At 71.5% G+C, this 19,797-nt stretch carries 8 protein-coding genes and 1 pseudogene; 2 read left to right on the top strand and 7 right to left on the bottom strand.

The features are described 5' to 3' along the window. Window positions 1-352: 352 nt before the first annotated feature. A complete protein-coding gene (locus tag ETAA1_RS30720; protein WP_145244410.1) occupies window positions 353-6,292 on the bottom strand; it encodes a beta strand repeat-containing protein in 5,940 nt (1,979 codons plus the stop codon). Window positions 6,293-7,308: 1,016 nt separating this feature from the next. Next, window positions 7,309-14,154 carry a Calx-beta domain-containing protein gene (locus ETAA1_RS30715; protein ID WP_145244409.1) on the bottom strand — a complete coding sequence of 2,282 codons (6,846 nt, stop codon included), beginning with the start codon at window positions 14,152-14,154 and terminating at the stop codon, window positions 7,309-7,311. Window positions 14,155-14,332: 178 nt separating this feature from the next. On the opposite strand from ETAA1_RS30715, the pseudogene ETAA1_RS34005 reads away from it, so the two are divergent. Continuing rightward, window positions 14,333-15,666, top strand: a pseudogene (locus ETAA1_RS34005) (ISAzo13 family transposase). 224 nt (window positions 15,667-15,890) lie between these two features. Continuing rightward, window positions 15,891-16,292 carry a DUF3362 domain-containing protein gene (locus tag ETAA1_RS30705; protein WP_145244407.1) on the top strand — a complete coding sequence of 134 codons (402 nt, stop codon included), beginning with the start codon at window positions 15,891-15,893 and terminating at the stop codon, window positions 16,290-16,292. 65 nt (window positions 16,293-16,357) lie between these two features. Here the strand turns inward: ETAA1_RS30705 and hypE are convergent, their stop codons facing one another. The 5 genes from hypE to hypA are packed head-to-tail and all read right to left on the bottom strand — an operon-like array spanning window position 16,358 to window position 19,784. Continuing rightward, window positions 16,358-17,413 carry a hydrogenase expression/formation protein HypE gene (gene hypE, locus ETAA1_RS30700; RefSeq protein ID WP_315851284.1) on the bottom strand — a complete coding sequence of 352 codons (1,056 nt, stop codon included), beginning with the start codon at window positions 17,411-17,413 and terminating at the stop codon, window positions 16,358-16,360. Then, on the bottom strand, window positions 17,401-18,522 hold the full coding sequence (hypD, locus tag ETAA1_RS30695; RefSeq protein ID WP_145244406.1) for a hydrogenase formation protein HypD: 1,122 nt from the start codon (window positions 18,520-18,522) through the stop codon (window positions 17,401-17,403). Before hypD ends, hypE begins: the two co-directional genes overlap by 13 nt. After that, window positions 18,519-18,773 (bottom strand): HypC/HybG/HupF family hydrogenase formation chaperone, encoded by a 255-nt coding sequence (locus ETAA1_RS30690; protein WP_145244405.1) that lies wholly within the window; start codon window positions 18,771-18,773, stop codon window positions 18,519-18,521. The genes hypD and ETAA1_RS30690 overlap by 4 nt, the downstream gene beginning before the upstream one ends. Window positions 18,774-18,775: 2 nt before the next feature. Continuing rightward, window positions 18,776-19,441, bottom strand: coding sequence for a hydrogenase nickel incorporation protein HypB (gene hypB, locus ETAA1_RS30685; RefSeq protein WP_145244404.1), 666 nt, complete (start codon window positions 19,439-19,441; stop codon window positions 18,776-18,778). Window position 19,442: 1 nt separating this feature from the next. Then, the gene (gene hypA, locus ETAA1_RS30680) at window positions 19,443-19,784 is read right to left on the bottom strand and encodes a hydrogenase maturation nickel metallochaperone HypA (protein ID WP_145244403.1); all 342 of its coding nucleotides are present in this window, start codon (window positions 19,782-19,784) and stop codon (window positions 19,443-19,445) included. Between the last annotated feature and the right edge of the window lie 13 nt (window positions 19,785-19,797).

The raw sequence follows: 19,797 nt of genomic DNA, 5'->3' as shown, positions 1-19,797 counted from the left end.
CCGGGAAGTCAATTCCCGAACCTCGTATCAGGCCCGTCAGGGCGAGACGTTCGGAACGCCTGGCAGGGTCGTTCGAGACCCCAAGGGGGGGCTCCGCCGTCGAACCTGCTGAATCGTCAAAACCAATACATTCTGTTATCCGGCATTCCCATGAGGGTAGCCACGCGACTTTCGCGAAAACGGGGAAAAGGGTTAACGAATCGCAACAATTCCGCCGGGAGTCCCCCGTCTGTGTTGGTACTACGAGCCGAGGGTGGTCCCCAGATACGGAACACGCCCCGCTCGCCCCGGGGGGCGCGAGCGGGGCGGGATTGACACCGTGGCTGCGGCCGGCAGCCTCACCGGCGCCGGGTCACCCGACGTATGCCCCGCCGGTGAACGTCTCCTCGTACGGCAGGATCTCGCCGAGGCTCGCGTGGGTGACGGCGTCGAACAGCCGCACCGTCGGGCCGTAGTCCGGGCCGGCGGCGGCGATGATCGCCGCCTTTCCGGTCGGCCCGATCACGTGGCTGGCGCTGACCGAGAACCCGTTGCGGAGCGGTTGGCCGGTGCTCCGGTCCGGGCCGAACGCGGCGAAGTTGTCCTTCAGCCGGCCGTTCTGGCTATCGAGCACCCGGACCTCGGGGCCGCCGCCGACCCCGGTGCCGGTCACGATGTCGGCGTACCCGAGGCCGTAGAGGTCGCCGGCCGACACGGTCACCCCGCCCGGGAAGCTGCTGTCGTAGGCGAAGAAGCTCCGGATCGTGTTGCCGAACTGGTCGAACACCTTCACGTGCGGGCCGCCGCCCTGGCCGGCGCCTGTAATGACCTCGGCCTTCCCGTCCCCGGTTGTATCCCCGGCGGCCACGAACACCCCGCCCCGGGCGCTGATGTCGTAGGCCGCGAAGCTCGACCGGAGGGCATTCGTCCGGCCGTCGAACACCTTCACCACCGGGCCGCCGCCGATCCCAGTCCCGGTGATGATCTCGGCCCGGCCGTCCCCGTCGGTGTCCCCGGCGGCCACGAACACCCCGCCCCGGAACGACGCCTCGTAGGCCATGAGGCTGGCGATCTCGAAGAAGGTCACCCCGTCGAACACCTTCACCACCGGGCCGCCGCCGACCCCGGTCCCGGTGATGATGTCCGGGATGCCGTCCCCGGTCACGTCCCCGGTCGCCACCAGCACCCCACCGCGGAACGTCGGCTCGTAGGCGGTGAAGCTGGCGACCAGGCTGTTGTCCAGGCTGCTGTACACCTTCACGATCGGGCCGGCGCCGATCCCGTTGCCGACCGCGAACACGTCCACGTTCGGGATCACCACGTTCCCCTGCGGGTTGGCGGTGTACTCGGTCACCCCCCCGTCCTTGTCGATGATCCGGCCGCGGACCACGTACGTGCCGGGTCGCGGCGGCGTGAACGTCGCCGTCGGGCTCGTCGTCGGCGCCCCGAACCCGTTCCCGTCGCCGAAGTCGAACTGGTACCGGAACCCGGCCGCGGTGTCGGTCGGCGACGGGTCGGCCTGGTTGGTGAACGTCACCGTGAACGGCTTCTTCGGGATGAACGGGCCGCTCACCGACAGCGTGGCGGTCGGGTTCACGTTGGTCACCGTCACCACGGTCTGGTAGTCGCTGAACAGCCCGTCCTTGTCGAAGATGCGACCGAACACCGTCTGGGTGGACGGGCCGTCCGGGAACGTGAACTGGGCGGAGCTCCCCGGCTGGGCGCCGGCGTACGACCCCGCCAGCCCGGCGGCCGAGGTGGCGAAGCTGTACCGGAACCCGGCCGCGGTGTCGGTCGGCGACGGGTCCTGCGGGTCGGACAGGGAGACCGTCACCGGGCTCCCCTCGCCCACCGGCCCGGCGTTCGAGATGACCGCCGTCGGCACCACCCCGGTCACCACCGCCGTCGTCGTGTAGTTGACCGTCGACCCGCCGCCGGTCTTCTGCACGAACACGCCGACGGTGTAGTTCCCGTTGTCCAGGTAGCGATGGCTGCCGGACACCACATACGTCGTCCCCGGGCCGCCGGGCTGTGTGACGACCCCGGTGTCCGTCGTGCCGTCGCCCCAGTTGATGGTCGCGGCGAACTCGGACGGGACCGACAGCGGGTTGCCGTCGGTGAACCGGAACACCGGCCCGGTGTACGTCCCCCCTTCAGTCGTCCCGATGGCCGGTTGGGTGCCCGCCGGCGCCGCGACGAGCGGGGCAGCGGCGATCAGGGCGACCGACTGGATGACCGTGGACGCCCCGAACCGGTCGGTGACGACCACGGTGATCGGGTACGTCCCGGGCCGCGGGTAGGTGAACGCCGCGTTGATCCGGTACGTCACCCCGCTCGGCGAGCCGACGGCGGTGACGGCCGAGGGCGGGAGCGGGACCGGCCCGCCCCCGTTGCCCCAGTCGATCGTGATCGACCCGCCGCCGGTCGTGAACTCGGCGAGCGCCGACTGCGGGTCGGCGTCGGTGAACGTCCCGATCAGGACCGACCCGGTCGAGTTCCCTTCGACCCCGTGGACCGTCCCCCCCTCAGACGACAGCGGGGCGCTCCCGACCGCGACCGTGGCCGTGGCCGTGGTGCTGTTCCCGCCGGTCACGCCGCGGACGGTGACGGTGACCGGGTACGGGGCGCCGGCCGCGCTCGGGTCGGCGTAGGTGTGCGTGCCGACGACGGTGAACTGCGGCGGCGTCCCGAGCGGGGTGGAGATCTGGCCGATCACCCCGGCCGAGGTCGTGCCGTCGCCCCAGGCGATCGTCGCCGAGTAGTCCGAGATCCGGCCAAGCAGGTCGGCGTCGCTGAACGTCGCCACCTGGGAGGTGAACCCGGACCCCTCGACCGCCGTCAGCGCCGTCGCCGGCCCGGCCGTCAGCACGGCGTCGGTGACGGTGATGACCGCGGTCGTCGAGGTGGAACTGGTGCCGCTCGTGCGGACGGTGACGGTGACGAAGTACGACCCCACGTCCGCGTACAGGTGCTGGCCGGTCACCGGGTAGACGAGCGTCCCGAGCAGCAGGGTCGGGTTGCCGATCACCCCGGTGGTCACCGCGCCGTCGCCCCAGTTGATCGTCGCGGTGTACTCGGACGGCGGGTTGGGCGCCGCCGGGGGCACGTTCCCCGCGTCGGTGAACGTGGCCACGTTGAACGTCGGGGCCACCACCCCGGGGAGCGGCACCGCCGGGAGCGGGCCTTCCACGATCGTGGTGTTGATCCCGGTCGCGGTCAGCGGGGCGTCGAACACCGTGGCCGTCTGGAACGCGGTGAACTCGGCCCCACCCGGCGCCCCGTCCCGGACGGTGACGCTGAACGCGAACGTGCCCTCCCGCGTGTACACGTGCCCGAGGCCGGACACCGGGTCGGCCCCGCCGACCAGGTACGACGCCCCGCTGCGGACCACCCGCCCGGTCGAGGTGGAGCCGTCGCCCCAGCTGATCGTGGCGGTGAAGTCGGCGGCCGTCCCGTTCGGGTTGGCGTCGGTAAAGATCGCCACCGTCCCGGTGAACGCCACCCCCTCGGTGGCGAACACCGGCACCGCCACCCCGCTGATCGGCGCGTCGGCGATGTTCGCCTGGCTCACCACGGTGGTGGCCGCCAGGCCGTTGTGGCTGATCGACACGGTGACCGAGTACGGCATGTTCGGGGCCACGTTCTCCCGCGGGTAGGTGTACGTCCCGAGGACCTGGAACGAGTTCCCGCCGAGCGGCACGATCTGCCCGAAGGTGACCGACCCCGGCAGCCCGGTGCCCCAGTTGATCGACGCCGAGTAGCTGCTCACCGGCCCGGCGATGCCGCTGTCGGTGAAGTACGCCACCACCCCGTTGCCGATTGGCTGCCCCTCGACGCCGGTGAGGACCGTCGGGGTGCCGGTGATGACCGACGCGGTGACGTTCGCCGTCGTCCGGGTCGTGACCCGGGAGCCGCCGACGTCCACGACGGTGACGGTGACCGCGTAGGGCGCGGCCGGCGGGGTGGTCGGGTTCGCGTAGGTGTGATTCCCGAGCACCACGAACGGCGTGCCGACGCCGCCCGGCTGGACCACCTGCCCGGCCGACTGCGGGGTGCCGTCGCCCCAGTCGATCGTCGCGGTGAAGTCGGTCACCGACCCGGCCGGGTTGCCGTCGGTGAACCGGCCGACCGGCACCCCGGCGAGCGGCGTCCCCTGGAACGCGGTGACCACCGGCTGAGTCGGGTCGGCCGCCAGCGGGGCGTCCGCGACCGTGGCGGTCGTCACCCCGACGGCCTGGAAGAAGCCGCTCGTCTGCGACAGGTCCACGTTCATCACCGTCACCTTGACGGTGTACATCCCGGCGTTGGCGTACACGACCGGCGGCGCGGCCGGGGCGACGACCACGAAGTTCGGCCCGACCCCGGCCACGATGGTGCCCGGGGTGGTCAGCCCGTTGCCCCAGTCGATGGAGGCCGAGTAGGAGGCCAACGGGTCGGCGCCGAACAGGTCCACGAACGTGGCGACGACCGTACCGTTCGTGGTGTTCTGGGCGTTCGGCAGGGCCACCCCCTCGGTCGCCTGGACCGGCGTGGCGGTGACCAGCAGCGGGGTCGCCACGATGGTCACGGTGGCCTGCACCTGCCCGAGCACCCCACCCCCCCCGACCTCGGAGACGGTCACGAGCGGGGTGAACGTGCCGGTCGAGGTGTAGGTGTGGATGCCCTGGACGTGGAACGTGCCGAACGCGTCCACCACGATGACCCCGGCCGACGTCGTCCCGTCGCCCCAGGCGATCGAGGCCGCGAAGTTCGCCGCCGTCTCGAACGGGTTGCCGGACGTGAACGTCGCCACGTCCACGCCCACCAGCGCGACGTTCTGCTGCCCGCGGATCACCAGCGGGGCGGGGTTCGTCGCGATCCCGGCCTCGGTCACGGTCGCCGTGGTCGTGGTCGTCGTCCGGCTCCCGTTGTCGTTCTGGATCAGCACCGTGATCGGGTACGGCCCGTCCACCTGGTAGATGTGGCTCCCGGACACCTGGAACGCCGTCCCGGCCCCGCCCGGCTGGGTGATGACCCCGGCGGAGGTGGTGCCGTCGCCCCAAGTGATCGTCGCCGTGTAGGCGGACGTGGGGCGGGTGGGGTCGGTGTCGGTGAAGGTGGCCACGAGTGCCGTCAAGGTGGTGCCCTCGACAGCCGTGATCCCGGCCGCCGGGGTCGCGGTCAGGATGGAGTTGGCGATCACGGCCGTGCTGCCGCCGACGCCGGAGGTACCGTCCAGGGCGTTCGCCACGGTCACCCGCGTCGCAAACACCCCCGGCTGGGGGTAGGTGTGGGCCGGGGCCGAAACGCTGAACTGATTGCCGCCAAGGGCTGCGACCGTCCCGACCGAGGTGGGCGTGCCGTCGCCCCAGTCGATCGTGGCCGTGTACGACGCGAGCGGGTCCGCCCCGCCGGTGTCGGTGAACGTGGCGATCACGCCGGCGGCCGTCGGGATGTTGACCGTACCGGCGACCGGCAGCGCGCCGACCAGAATCGCCGCCCGGGCGACCGTGGCCGTGTTGTTGATGGTCACGCTCGCGGTGACGTCCAGGATCGTGACCGTGTACGCTGACGACGCCGGGGCGGCCCCGTCGAACGTGTGGCTCCCGAGAACGTGGAACACGCCGTTCGTGTCCTGGACGACCGTGCCGCTCGTGGTCTGCGTCGGGTTCCCCCACGTGATCGTGGCGGTGTAGTCGCCGGCGAGGGCTAGCGGGTTGGCGTCCGTGAACGTCGCCACGTCCACGTACACGAGCGGCGCGCCGGCTGTGGCTGCGACCACCGGCTGCACGCCGGCCGCGGTCAACGGTTGGTCGATGACCGTGATGGGCGTGGAGGCCGCCTGCGTTGTGCCCGGGCCGGTGTTGTCAAACACCACGACGTCCAGGTTCAACGGGGTGAGTGGGTTCGACGCGTGCCGGTAGGTGTGGTACCCGAACACCTGATACGAGGCCCGCCCGGCCCCGTCGTTCGACAGGAATTGAATCGTGGTTGAGCCCAGGCCGCTGCTCGCGGTGCCGTCGCCCCACCCGATCGCGGCGCTGAACTGGATCGACTGGTCGAAGCCGAGGTAGTTATCGACCTGGAACGTGGCGACCGGCAGCGGGGCCGCCGGGCTCCCGAGCGCGACGCCCTCCGTCGGGCTGATCGGGGCCACCGTCATGTTGATGATCGCCGGGACGTCGCGCGACTCCAGCGTCTCGATCACCAGTTGCGACATCGGCTGCGAGCGCTTCGCCGACGCCCGCGGGGCGGACCGGCGTCCGGCGCCGGACCGGGCGAGGGGGCTCGTGAACAATTTGGAAAGAGACTTCTTCCAGCCGGGCGAGTTCATGGTGGGCGTCTCAGATGGTGTCGGTCGAGTCGGTCAGTCGGTGGAGGGCGGCATGGGTTTGGGTCTCCGGCCGCGTGATGGATCGAGGTCAAGCCGGTCGGGGCGATCGTACGGCGGTCAGGTCGCCGGGTGTGGGGTCTGACCGCGGCGCACTCCGTCCCGCCACGTTGCGACGGATGCCGCGGTCGAGTGACGGGTGAAAAAGCCGATTCACGTATCTCGATATGTGGCTGATGCTAATGGAGTTGGTGCGGCGTCACAATAAGCAATCGATCAACTTCTCCCAAACGCCCGACTCGACCCAACCGGCATTGTCAGAAGAACCAGAATTGGCCAGTCTTAAGTTGCAACGGGGTAATACTTTGGGTCGTGATTGGGGGGTGTTCCGATCGTAGTGGCGCAGAATGAAAATTTTCGCTCATTTTCTCTTGACGCGAACTTTTAGTTTCGGCGCAAATCGCATCCGTGGGGCCGACTTCTGATCGAGCGGACGATGGTTAGTGGGGAGGCGACTTGCGGGGACCAATGTGACCTGGAACCTGGATGCTGCCACAAGTGATACCGAATCCGGGTGATCCCTTGCCACTCCGCGGCGGGGTCGCTCGAACGGGGATCATTGGTTCCAGGAGAGTGATCCCTCGTCCGGCGGATGGGTAACCGTCCGCCGGTTGGCTCGGGCAGTTCTCATTGATTCTTGGGACGGAGACACCCCGTCCGTGGAAGCACTGAGTCGTCTGGAAGAAATACTGTTGGAGCGACTCCGCCCGGTCAGCCGCGACGTGAACCCCTGGTCCCACCGACACTTGTGACCACCGGCTACGGATCAGCCCGATTCGGTATGACAACAGAGAAACGATTCGCGATACGGACGACGCCCCGGCGGAACGGTAGCGTTCATTTGTGAATTGGGCTCACATCGTGCGGGACGGGGGGCGCACGCGCCGCAGCATGAAGGACCCCGACGATGATCGGCTCGTCCCTCGTCGGGCGTGGACAGCGAGCACCGACCCGAGAACCTACCCGACGTACACCCCACTGGCGAGGACGGAGCCGCCGAACGGCTCCAGGTCGAAGAACCCGCCCGGTTCGCCGCCGCCGCCGAATCCCGACCCCGCGTAGACCCGCACCCGCGCCGCCGACCCCTCGCCACTGCCGGCGACCACGTCCGCCCGGTCGTCCCCGTCGGCGTCCTTCACCGCCAGCCGTACCCCGCCGCGGTCAGAAGTGTTCCCGGCCACGAAGAAGTTCGCCACCGGCGCCGCGTGCGCCGCGTCCACCCGGCCGGCGCTCACCAGCGCCCCGCTCAGCACGAACACCCGCGGCGCCCCGCCCGGTCCGCCGCCGAACGCCAGGTCGGCGAACCCGTCGCCGTCCACGTCGCCGGCCGCCACGAACACACCGTTGCGAAGGTTTACCGCGTCCGTCCCCGGGAACGCGAAAAAGTCGCTCACCAGCCGCGACGGGCCGCCGCGGAGCGTCACGCCGTCGTAGATCGCCGTCCGCGGCCCGCCGCCGAACCCGGCCACGACCACCAAGTCCGGGGTGCCGTCGCCGTTCACGTCGCCGAACGTCACCCGGGCGCCGCCGCGGAAGTTCCGGTCGTCGATGCCGAAGAAGTCGGCCACCACCCCGGCCGCGCCGAACACCGTGACGCGGCCGCCGCCGCCGGTGTCCGGCGACACGGCAATCTCGGCCTTGCCGTCGCCGTCCACATCGGCCGCGGACACGAACAGCCCGCCGGTGAATGTGTCCTCGAAGGGCAGAATTGTGCGTGCCACGGCCCCGGTGGCGCCGTCGATCACCACCACCCGGCTGCGCACCCCGGGGCCGGTTGCGGTAATCGTGTCGGCGACGCCGTCGCCGGTCACGTCGGCGGTGACGACGCGCGCCGACGCTCCGGTGAACGGCGTGAGCGTGCCAGCCGCCGCGCCGTCGCCGCGGAACATCGCCACGATACCGCTGTCCCCCGAGCCGACGCCGATCCGCCCGACCTCGTCCTGGTTCGTCGGCAGGTTGTCGTCGCGGTACTTCAGCACGCTGATCGTGAACGTGCGCGCCGGCGAGGTGTCGGCGCCACCGGCGTCGTCGCGCAGCAGCACCGTGACGACGGCCGTGCCGAACCCGGTGCCCGGCGTGTACATGAGCGTGCCGGTCGCCGGGTCGATCGCGGGTTGGACGGCGAACAGGCCGGGGTTGTCGGTGGTCACCTCGAACGTGAGCCGCTGGCTGGCCTCGTCGGGCGGGCCGGCGCTGATGGCGGTCGCCCACCCGCGCACGACCTGCGGGCCGCCGCGGCGCGGGTCGGCCTGGTCCGGGCCGGGGGTGAACGCCGGCGGGTCGTTCACCGCCGCGACCCGGAGCGCGACCGCCGCCGGGGCCGACACCTCGCCCGCCGGGTTGCGCACCCGGTAGCTGAAGCCGACGGTGCCGTTGGCGTTCGCGGCCGGCGCGAAGGTGAACGTCCCGGCCGGGGCCAGGTTGAGCATGCCGCCGGCCGGCGCGGCGCCGACCAACTCCACGACCGACCCCGGCTGCGCGTTCGCCGTCGCCAGCAGGCTCGCCGGCGTGGTGAACGGCACGTCCTCGAATAGGTCGAAGCCGGCGGGCGCAGCCACGGGCAGGTCGTCGTCGGCGATCGTCAGTACGACCGGGCCGCCGGCCGCGGTGCCGTTTACGACGCCTCCGATCGTCAGCGTCACCGTTTCGTCCGGCTCGTCGGCGGTGTCGGTGCTGGCGACGACGACGACGTTGGCGGTCAACTGTCCGGCGGGGATTGTGACGCTCGCCGGCGGCGCCACCAAGTCGGTGGCGGTGGCGGTGCCGCCGAGCACGAACGACACCGTGACCGGCAGGTACGATGGGTTCGATAGTGTCACCGCGACCGTGGCGCTGTCGCCCGACTCCGCGACCGGACCGGCGACGGTGCTCAGCGCCGCGGCCGGGATGGCGTCGTCGTTGGCGATCGTGCCGGTGCCGGTGCCGGCGGCGCCGCCGGCGTTGGCGGCGCCGCTCAGCGTCAGCGTGAACGTCTCGTCCGGCTCGAAGGTGTTGTCGCTGGTCGCGGACACGGTGACCGTCTTGCTCGTCTCGCCGGGGGCGAACGTGAGCGTGCCCGAGGCCGCCGCGTAGTCGCTGCCGGCGGTCGCGCTGCCGTCCGCGGTGGCGTAGTTCACCGTCACGGTGCGCCCGCTCACTGCCGACAGCGACACGGTGAACGCGAGCGCGCCGCCTTCCGCGGCCGACACCGAGTCGACACTCAGGATCGGTTCCGGGTCGTCGTTCAAGACGGTGCCCGTACCGCTAGACGCGCCGATCGTCCCGTTCGTCGCGCCGCTCAGGTTCACGGTGAACGTCTCGTCGATCTCGTTGCGCAGGTCGCCGGTCGCATCCACGGTGACCGTCTTGCTCGTCTCGCCGGGAGCGAACGTGAGCGTGCCGGCCGCCGCGACGAAGTCGCCGTCGGCGGTTGTGGCGGTGCCGTTCGCGGTCGCGTAGCTCACGCTCACCGTCCGACCGCTGACGGCCGACAGCGTCACCGTGAACACGAACGCCGTGCCGCCGCTGGCCCCCTCCGCGTGTGACACCGAGTTGACACTCAGCGTCGGCAGCGGGTCGTCGTCGGTGATCGTGCCGGTGCCGGTGGCCGTGCCGATGGTGGCGTTCGTGGCGCCGCTCAGGTTCACGGCGAACGTCTCGTCGGTCTCGTTCCGCGCGTCCCCGGTCACCTGGACGGTGACCGTCTTGGTCGTCTCTCCGGGGGCGAACGTGAGGGTGCCGCTCGCCAGGGTGTAGTCGCCGTCGGCGGCGGTGGCGGTGCCGTCGGCGGTGGCGTACCCCACGGTCACGCTGCGCCCGCTCACTGCCGACAGGGTGACGGTGAACGCGAGCGCCGTCGTGCCGCCGGTCCCCTCCGCGAGCGTCACGCCGCCGATCGACAGCGCCGGCGTCGGGTCGTCGTCGGCGATGGTGGCGACGCCCTGGCCGTCGCCGATGACCGCGTTCGTCGGCTCGCCGAGGTTGAGCACGAACGTCTCGTCCGGCTCGTCCCACATGTCGTTCGTCACCGGCACGCTCACCGTTTTCGTCGTCTCGCTCGGCAGGAACGTCAGCGTGCCCGATGTCGCGGTGTAGTCGCCGTCGGCGACCGTCGCGGTGTCGTCCGCGGTCGAGTAGGGCACCAGCACCGTGTCTGGCGAGGCGTACGACAGCGTCACCGTGAACACCACCGGCCCGCCCGCCTCGCCCACCGTCACGTCCGACACCGACGCCGCCGGCACCATCAGCATCACCCAGCTGTCGGAGGCGTTCGCCGCTAGCGCGTTTTGCGCCGCGTCCTCCACGCCGGAGCCGGCCGCGGTCAGCGTCAGCACGTACGTCCCGGGGGCGGCCGTCAGCCCGGCGAGGTTGCCGAGCGTCCACGTCACGTTGTCGGTCGTCGTCAGCGTCTGCGCGGCGGTCAGCAGGTTCGCGCCGCCGTCGCGGGTCAGGCTCAGGTCCGCCAGGTCGAACCCGGTCACGGCCTCGCTGAACACGACCGCCACCGACGGCACCGGCGACGTGCGCGGGTCGGGCGTCACGTCGATGATGTCCGCGGTCGGGACCACGGGGTCGAAGACGGCCCCGAAGTCGCGGCCGTGGTACGTCGAACCGGCGACCATGGTGAGCGGCAGCCCGGCGGTGCCGATTGTGGTGAAGTAGCCGGCCTGCCGCTCCACCCGGATCGTGGTCGCCCCCGCGGCCAGCCCCGGCAGCAGGTAGTTGCCGAGGGCGTCGGTCAGGGCGTTTACCTCGCCGCCGTCCAGGGTGCCGTTGCCGTTGCGGTCGTCGAACACGCGCCACCCGGCCAGCGTGGGCTCGCCGGCGTCGCGGACGCCGTTGCCGTTCAGGTCGTTCGCCATCTGGCCGTACACGGCGTTTTGCCGCACCGCGCCGAAGTTCAGGCCGGTGACCGACCCGCCGGCCGACAGCGCCTGCGAGTAGCTGCCGCCGGCCGGGCCGGTGACCGTCCACCCGCCCGGCACGACGGTGCGCACCGCGTACGTCCCGGCCGGGAGCCCGGCGAAGGCGAACGTGCCGGCCGCGGTCGTCGTCTGCGTCGGCTCGGCGACCGTGAGGGTGAGCGTCCAGTTGGAGATGGTGCCGGTGTCGGCGGCGGCGGAGTCGCGGACGCGGAGCGTCCAGGCGCCGCCGGCCGCGGTCCCGATGAACGCGGCCAGCGACTCTTCGGGGCGGAACGTGGCGGTGAACGGGGAGCTGCCGCTGGCGATCGGGTTGGCCGCAGCGTCGTCGAACACGGTGTTGGTGAGGTTGGTGCCGGCCGCGCCCCGACCGCTGAACAGCATCACCGACTGCCCGCCCGGGCCGACCAACTCAATCGCCAGGTCGGAGACGTAGGTGTGGGCGATGCTCACCCGCACCGTCGCCTTCGTCACCAGCCCGGCGGCGGACACGGCCTGGGTGCTGGTGGCGACCGCCCCGGTGGCGTCCGGAATGGCGACGTTCACCGCCCCGGAGTTGAACACGACCGCGGTCGGCGTCGCGTCGTAGGTGCCGTTGCCGTTCAGGTCGAGGAACACCTGCCGGCCGGCGACGCCCGGGTCGTTCGCGTCGGCGGTGCCGTTCCCGGCCCAGTCCTCGTACACCCGCCCGGCCAGCGACGGCGTCAGCCCGGTGCCGGACACGGTGAAGTCGAACGTGCCTTCGTTCAGGTCGTTCGAGGTGAACGTCACGGTGCCGGTCGCGGCCCCGCTGGCGGTCGGCAGGAAGCGGAGGGTGAACGTGGTGTACTGGCCGGTCGTGAGCGTGCTGCTGCCGAGGCCGCTCACCACCTCGAACGGGCCGGTCACGCTCACCGCGCCGAGCGTCAGCGGCAGCGTGCCCTGGTTGCGGACGCGGAACGTTCGCGTCGCCCCGACCCCGCCGACCGGCACGCCGCCGAGGCTCACAGAGCCGGTGCCGTCCGGCACGTCGGCGCGGTCGTCGAGCACCTGCACCTCGGCCACGCCGACGCCGCGCACGGCCGCGTTGGCGTTCACCCGCCCGTACCCGAAGCCGACGGCGAACCCGGCGGCGTTCACGTTCGGGCCGATCAGCTCGGTCGTGGCCCGCATCAGGGTCCGTACCTGCGCCGCGGTCAGGGTCGGGTCCACGGCCAGCACCAGCGCACCGATTCCGGCCGCCAGCGGTGACGCCGACGACGTGCCGCCGAACGTGGTGGTGTAGTCCCCCGTCAGCCCGGCGGCGGTGTTGTACCCGCTCGTGCCCTGCCGGTCGGTGGTGACAATGCCGGACACGCCGCCGAAGTTCGGGCCGTCGCTCGGGGCCACGAAGTCGAGCTCCGGGCCGTAGTTGCTGTACGCCGCGCGGGTTTCCACGTCGGTGCTCGCGCCGACGGCGATCACGCCGGGCAGTGAGCCCGCCAGGCTCGCCGGGTACGACACCGCGGAGGCAAAATCGTCGCCGCTCGAGACGAATGTCGGCACCCCCTTGCCGGCCTTCGCGGTGTTGCTCGCCCAGGTGAACGCGGCGGTGATGGCGGCCACCGGCGAGCCGCCGCCCCACGAGTTGTTCAGCACGTCCCCGGAGCGAAACGTGCCGAGCCCGTCCCGCGTCCGCCCGGCGGCGTAGTAGATGGCGGCGGCCACGTTCGCGTCGGAGGTGATCGTGTTGCCGCTGAAGATGCGGACCGGCAGGATGCGGGACTGGAAGGCGATCCCGGTGGTGCCGAGGTTGTTGTTTCCCACCCCGACCGCAACCCCGGCCACCGACGTGGCGTGTTTGTCGCCGGCCACATCGGCCCCAGGGTTCAGGTCGCCGGTAGTGCCGTTCGTGGTGAAGTCCCACCCACACAGGTCGTCCACGTACCCGTTGCCGTCGCTGCCGTCGGCCCCGTCGGCCCACCCGCCGGATGCCGTCGGCGACAGGATGTCGTTCGGGTCGATGCGGCCGTTGCCGTTCACGTCCACGGCCTTGCCGGCGCCGACGTTCGCCGCGTTGTTCAGGTCCACGAAGCTGATGATCCCGTCGCCGTCCACGTCGGTGAGTGCGGCGCGGACCGCGGCCGGGATCTCGCCCTGGTTGATAAAGACGTTCGGCGCCAGGTCCGGGTGCGTGATGTCCATGCCGTCGTCCACCACCGCCACGACGACGTTCTGGCTCCCCTTCGTGACGTCCCAGGCGAGTTCGGCGTCGACGTCGGCCCCGGCCGTCTGCCCGGCGACCTGCCCGGTGTTGTTCAGGTGCCACTCGCTGGCATAGAGCGTGTCGTTCGGCGTGAAGTGCTTCTGGAAGTCCTGGTAGAAGTTCGGTTCGGCCCAGGTAAAGCGTGGGTCGCCGTGCAGGGCTTCGGCCAGGCTCAGCGCCACGGGGCCGTACCCGGCGGCGGCCTTGACTACAAACTGGTCGGGCGTGCCGGGCAACGGCTCCCAACTCGCGAAGCGCGGGTCGGCGAGCGCGGACGGGTCGGCGCCGGGAGCGAGGGCGACGATCACCTCGTTCGTAGCGACGAGCCAGCCGCCGGTGTCGGGGTTCTGGTACACGGGCGCGGTAAAGGTGACGCCGGGGATGGCGGCCGCCTTGGCGGCGTAGTCGGCGGGGCCGGCGAGGACGACGAGCTCGGGGGTGAGCCACCGCGCCGCGGTCAGCCCGACGAGAGGCCCGCCGGTGGCGACCAGTGGAGCCAGCGCCGCGGTGCCGCCGGGGAGGCCGACCACTAACTCGTCGGCGCGGGTGTCGAGGGTGATGATCTGGTCGCCGACGCGGTAGCCTGCTGCCGCGGCCGTGGCGACGGGGTGGGCGCCCGGATTGGTGCGGTCTTCGAGCCGCTCGACGGCCAACCGCTTACGAGTCCGGAGCGGGCGCATGCGCGAGTTACCAAGATGGGAGTACGTGCCCCCCGCCGCGGTGCGAGTCATGGGCGCTGGAAGGCCGGGAGAAGTACTGAATCAGATTGATGTTACGACGCCCGGCCGCCGGCCGCAAGTGTAGGGGCACCAGTGCAGCACCCGGGCGTTCCGGCAATCGGCCGCCAGCCGATCGTCGATGTTCTCCAGGTACCGGTCCAGCCGGCCCCTGAGGCATGAGCGGGAAGGTGATCTCCCAGTGACCTCTGGGATCGGCTACAAGGGATGCCTCACGGAGGAGGTCGTGATGGCAGAACTCACGGACGACGCCCGGCGGGCCATCCTGCTCGCCGCGACGCTGCTCACCGGGCACAAGCGGCGCCGATTCCAGGCCGAGATGGCTCACACCTACTGCCGCGGCTCCGCCCGCCACGCCGAGACGACCTTCGGTTGGGGACGCGACACCGTCCACACCGGCCTGAACGAACTCCGGACCGGCATCCGGTGCGTCGAGGACTTCGAATCCCGCGGGCGGACGGCGACCGAGGACTTGCACCCCGAGGTGGAAGTCCACATCCGCCGCCTGGTCGATCCGCACGCCCAGGCGGACCCCAAGTTCCAGACCCTGTTCGCGTACACCCGGATCACCGCCAAGGCCGTCCGCGAGGCGTTGCTGGCCGTCCCCGAACTGGCCGGGAAGGTGCCGACCCGTCAGACCGTCGGCGACATCCTCAACCGCCTCGGGTACAAGCTCCGCCGGGTTCAGAAGGCGCGGCCGCAAAAAAGGTCCCCCAGACCGACGCCATCTTCGCCCACGTCCAGGAGACCCGCGCCGAGACCGCGGCCGACCCGGACACGCTGAGGATCTCCATCGACACCAAGGCGAAGGTGAAGGTGGGCGACTTCTCCCGCGGCGGCGAGGGCCGGGCGGCGGAACCGGTGAAGGCGCTCGACCACGACATGGCTCCCGAGTCCATCTTGGTCCCGTTCGGGGTTCTGGAGATGAACCGCGGGGCGGTGCCGATCCACCAGCCGTGGTTCCTGTTCGGCCACTCGAAGGAGACGAGCGACTTCCTGGCCGACGGGTTGGACCTCTGGTGGAACGAGCGGAAGGCGGTCCACCCCGGCGTCGCCCGCCTGCACGTCGAGTTGGACAACGGCCCCGAGGTCGGCAACTCGCGGACGCAGTTCCTGAAGCGGATGGTGGCGTTCGTGGACCGGCACCGGGTGGCGGTGGAGTTGGTGTACCTGCCGCCGTACCACAGCAAGTACAACCCGATCGAGCGGTGCTGGGGCATCCTGGAGCGGCACTGGAATGGGGCGTTGCTGTCGTCGGTGGCCGACGTGTTGCGGTGGGCGGGGGCGATGACGTGGCGGGGGCTCCGCCCGATCATCCGGGAGACGACGGCCGTGTACGAGCGGGGCGTGCGGCTGACGAAGGCGGCGTTACGCCCAATCGCCGCCCGACTGATCCGCTCACCCACACTGCCCAAGTGGAGCCTCACCATCCGACCCAAAGAACTGGGAAGGTAACATCCCGCTCATGCCTTACGACCGCCTGATGAGGCCGCGGCACGAGGCGAAACGAGCCATGCTCAAAGGGGTTCGGGAGAAGTAGGCGACATTCGCCCGCCACGCCGTAGTAGCCTTGCGCCGGCGCCGGGAACAGGTGCCTGACGATGAACCGATCTGTCAAATAGGGGGGTGACCTTCGAGAACCGGGGCCACATCGGGTTCGGCTCGAAAGCCGATCCTCCATGCGGGCGAACGATGACATCGCCACGTGCATGTGGTACACGGGGATCGAGCCGTTTTCGAAGAAGCCGGTGACGATCGCCCGCAACCTGCGCGACCGGAAGCTGCAGCGGGCGCTGATGCAGTTCTTCAAGCCGGAGAACTACTTCCTGGTGCGCGACGCGCTGGCGCAGGCCGGGCGGGCCGACCTGATCGGCGGGTGCGACGGGCTAATCCCCGCTCAGCCGCCGAAGGAGGCGATCGAGGCGAAGCGGCGGCAGGCGAACGAGACGCTGCGCGGCGACCACTACCACACCGTGGCCAACCCGGCGACGGGCGAGAAGCCCGGTGAGAGGGGTGCCGGTCCGCCGAAGCCGGCCGGCTACCGGCCGGGGCGGAAGACGCAGGTGCGGCGGAGGAAGTAGACTTCCCCCGACCTCATGCCCCGGAGGTGATCGCCCGCCCCGGTGTCGGACCGACGGGCGGTTCGTCAACAGATGCGGGGGAGTTGTTCGCCGACCGGGGTCGAGACCACCCGGCGCCCGCCGACGGCGGTGCGGGCGACGACGAGCCTCGGGTGCTGGTCCGTGACGCGGCCGATGACGGCGGCCCGGGTGCCGAGCGGGTGCCGCCGCACGGCTGCCAGTAGGTGGTCCGCCGCGTCCGCCGGCACCACCGCGACCAGCTTCCCCTCGTTCGCCACCAGCAGCGGATCGAGGCCGAGCAGGTCGCACGCCGCCCGTACTTCGTCGTCGACCGGCACGGCCGGTTCGTCGATCTCGATCCCGACGCCCGACCCCGCCGCGATTTCGTTCAGCGTGGCGGCCAGCCCGCCGCGGGTCGGGTCGCGCATGGCCCGGGTCGCGGGGCACGCGGCGAGGACGGCCGCGGCCAGGCCGGTGAGCGCGGCGGTGTCGCTCTCGACCCGCGTCTCGAACTCCAGCCCCTCCCGCACGCACAGGACGGCGATCCCGTGGTTGCCGACCGGCCCGGACAGCACGACCGCGTCGCCCGGCCTCGCCTGCTGCACGCCGAGGGTGACGCCGTCGGGCACCACGCCGACGCCGGCGGTGGTGATGTAGCAGCCGTCGCCGTGCCCGCGGTCAACCACCTTCGTGTCCCCGCACACGACCGCCACCCCGGCCGCCCGCGCCGCCGCCGCCATGCGATCGACGATCCGCCCCAGGTCGGCGAGGGGTAGCCCTTCTTCCAGGATGAACCCGGCGGACAGGTACAACGGGGTCGCCCCGCTCACGGCCAGGTCGTTGACCGTGCCGTGGACGGCGAGGTCGCCGACGCACCCGCCGGGGAAGAACAGCGGGCGGACGACGAAGCCGTCGGTGGTGAACGCCAGCCGGCCGGGCACGGGCGGGAGGACGGCGGCGTCGCCGAGCCGGGCGAGGGCGGGGTTGCGGAACGCGGGCAGGAAGAGGTGCTCGACCAGGTCGGCCGACAGCCGGCCGCCGCCGCCGTGCCCCATCACCACGTGCGGGTAGTCCCGGAGCGGCAGCGGGCAGGTCCAGGCGGCGGGGGTCAGGTCGGGCACGTCGCGCGCTCCGTTCCGACGGCGGTCAGCCGGCCGTAGTTGAAGTAGGCGGCGCACGCCCCCTCGCCCGACACCATGGTCGCCCCGAGCGGGGTCCGCGGGGTGCAGGTGGTGCCGAACGCCGGGCACTGGTTCGGCTTGAGCGTGCCGCGGAGCACCTCCCCGCTGCGGCAGTGCGGGGACTCGGCCGAGCGGATGTCGCCGACCGCGAACCGCTCCTCGGCGTCGAACCGCCGGTACCCGCCCCGCAGCCGCCACCCGCTGTTCGGGATGGTCCCGATGCCCCGCCAGTCGCGGTCGCACACCTCGAACACCTCGGCCAGCATCGCCTGGGCCGCCCGGTTGCCGTCGAACGTCACCACCCGCGGGTAGGCGTTCTCCACGGCGTGCGTCCCGGCTTCGAGCTGCCGCACCGCCCGCCGGATGCCGTCGAGCAGGTCGAGCGGCTCGAACCCGGTGACAACGATCGGCACGCGGTACCGCTCGGCCAGCGGCGGGTACTGGTGGTAGCCCATGACGCTGCACACGTGCCCGGCGGCCAGGAACGCCCGCACCCGGTTGGCCGGAGACGACAGGATCGCTTCCATGGCCGGCGGGACGAGGACGTGCGACACGAGCACGGAGAAGTTGGCGAGGCCGAGCTGGGCTGCCTGGTGAACGGCCAGCGCGTTCGCCGGGGCGGTCGTCTCGAACCCGATTGCGAAGAACACCACCTGCCGGGCCGGGTTCCCCTTCGCCAGCCGGACCGCGTCGAGCGGCGAGTACACCACCCGCACGTCCGCCCCGCGGCCCTTCACCGCGAACAGGTCTTCGCGGGTGCCCGGCACCCGGAGCATGTCCCCGAAGCTGCAGAAGATGACGCCCGGGGCGGCGGCGACGGCCAGCGCCCGGTCGATGGCGGCCACCGGGGTGACGCAGACCGGGCAGCCGGGGCCGTGGACCAGTTCGAGCTCGGGCGGGAGCAGCTGGTCGAGGCCGTGGCGGATGATGGCGTGCGTCTGCCCGCCGCACACCTCCATGATCGCCCACGGGCGGGTGACGGCGGCCCGGATCTCGGCGGCCAGCTTCTGCGCCAGTTCGCCGTCGCGGAATTCGGTGAGGTACTTCACCCCGCCTCCTCCCCGAGTTCGTCGGCCAGAACCCCCATCTCGGCAAACGTGCGGAGCGTCTCCGCGGCGGTCGCTTCGTCCACCTGGCTGATGGCGAAGCCGGCGTGGACGAGGGCGTAGTCGCCGACGCCCACGTCCGGCAGGTACGCCAGGCAGACGTCCTTCCGCACCCCGCCGAACGTGAGCGTACCCATCCGCACGCCGTCCGCGTCGAACACCGCCTCCACCCGGCCCGGGACCGCGAGGCACATGATCAACCCTCCGGGGTGCGGCGGGATTCGAGCAGCGCCAGCCACTCGCCCAGCCCGTCGCCGGTCTTCGCCGACACGCGGAGGACCGGCAGCCCCGGCCGCACCGCGTGGAGGTTCCGCACCGCCGCGGCCGGGTCGAACTCGCAGGCCGCCGCGAGGTCGCACTTGGTGATGAGTCCGACGTCGGCGGTGTTGAACAGCGTCGGGTACTTGAGCGGCTTGTCCTCCCCCTCGGTGACGGACAGCAGGACCACCCGGAGCGCCTCGCCGAGGTCGTACCCGGCGGTGCAGACGAGGTTGCCGACGTTCTCCACGAACAGGTAGTCGTGGTCGGCCAGCGCCCACCCGTCCAGGTGTCGGCCGACCATGTCGGCTTCCAGGTGGCAGATGCCGTGGGTGTTGATCTGCCGCACCGGCGCCCCGCTGCGGGCGAGCCGGACGGCGTCGTTGTCGGTTTCCAGGTCGCCGACCAGGGCGGCCGGGTTGCGGCCGCGGTCCCGCAGGGCGGCCAGCGTCCGTTCCAGCAGCAGCGTCTTCCCGGTCCCGGGGCCGGACACCAGGTTGACCACGAACGTGCCGGCGGCGGCGAACCGCTCCCGCAGCCCGGCGGCGATCTCGTCGTTCTTCTTCCGCAGGCCCTTCCGCACTTCCACGATGCGCGCCGTCATGTCACTCCACCTCGATGGACTCGAGCTCCAGCTCGCGGCCGGCCCGCACGTCGGCGGTCGGGGTGTCGCACACCGGGCAGCGGAACAGCTGCACGCCGGGCAGCGGCACGTCCCCGCACCGCGGGCACCGGACCGTCACCGGCACCGGGCGGACGTCTAGCCGGGCGCCGGCGAGGAGGGTGCCGGCGGCGGCCACGTCGAACGCGAACCGGAGGGCGTCTTCGGCCACGCCGGACAGCGCGCCGACCGTCACCGCCACCGCCGTCACCCGGTTCGCGTCGGCGCGGCGGGCGGCCTCTTCGGCGGCCCGCACGAGTTCGACGGCCAGTGACAGTTCGTGCATCCCGGCCCCCCGC

It is taken from the genome of Urbifossiella limnaea, assembly GCF_007747215.1.
GTDB classification, from domain to species: domain Bacteria; phylum Planctomycetota; class Planctomycetia; order Gemmatales; family Gemmataceae; genus Urbifossiella; species Urbifossiella limnaea.
Note: the sequence above shows the minus strand (reverse complement) of the source record. Positions and strands in the feature narration are given on the sequence as shown.

Bases quoted from the DNA above. Each gene is read 5' to 3' on its own strand.
- ETAA1_RS30720 (WP_145244410.1), bottom strand. From the start codon at position 6,292: ATGAACTCGCCCGGCTGGAAGAAGTCTCTTTCCAAATTGTTCACGAGC.
- ETAA1_RS30715 (WP_145244409.1), bottom strand. From the start codon at position 14,154: ATGCGCCCGCTCCGGACTCGTAAGCGGTTGGCCGTCGAGCGGCTCGAA.
- ETAA1_RS30705 (WP_145244407.1), top strand. From the start codon at position 15,891: ATGCGGGCGAACGATGACATCGCCACGTGCATGTGGTACACGGGGATC.
- ETAA1_RS30690 (WP_145244405.1), bottom strand. From the start codon at position 18,773: ATGTGCCTCGCGGTCCCGGGCCGGGTGGAGGCGGTGTTCGACGCGGAC.
- hypB (WP_145244404.1), bottom strand. From the start codon at position 19,441: ATGACGGCGCGCATCGTGGAAGTGCGGAAGGGCCTGCGGAAGAAGAAC.
- hypA (WP_145244403.1), bottom strand. From the start codon at position 19,784: ATGCACGAACTGTCACTGGCCGTCGAACTCGTGCGGGCCGCCGAAGAG.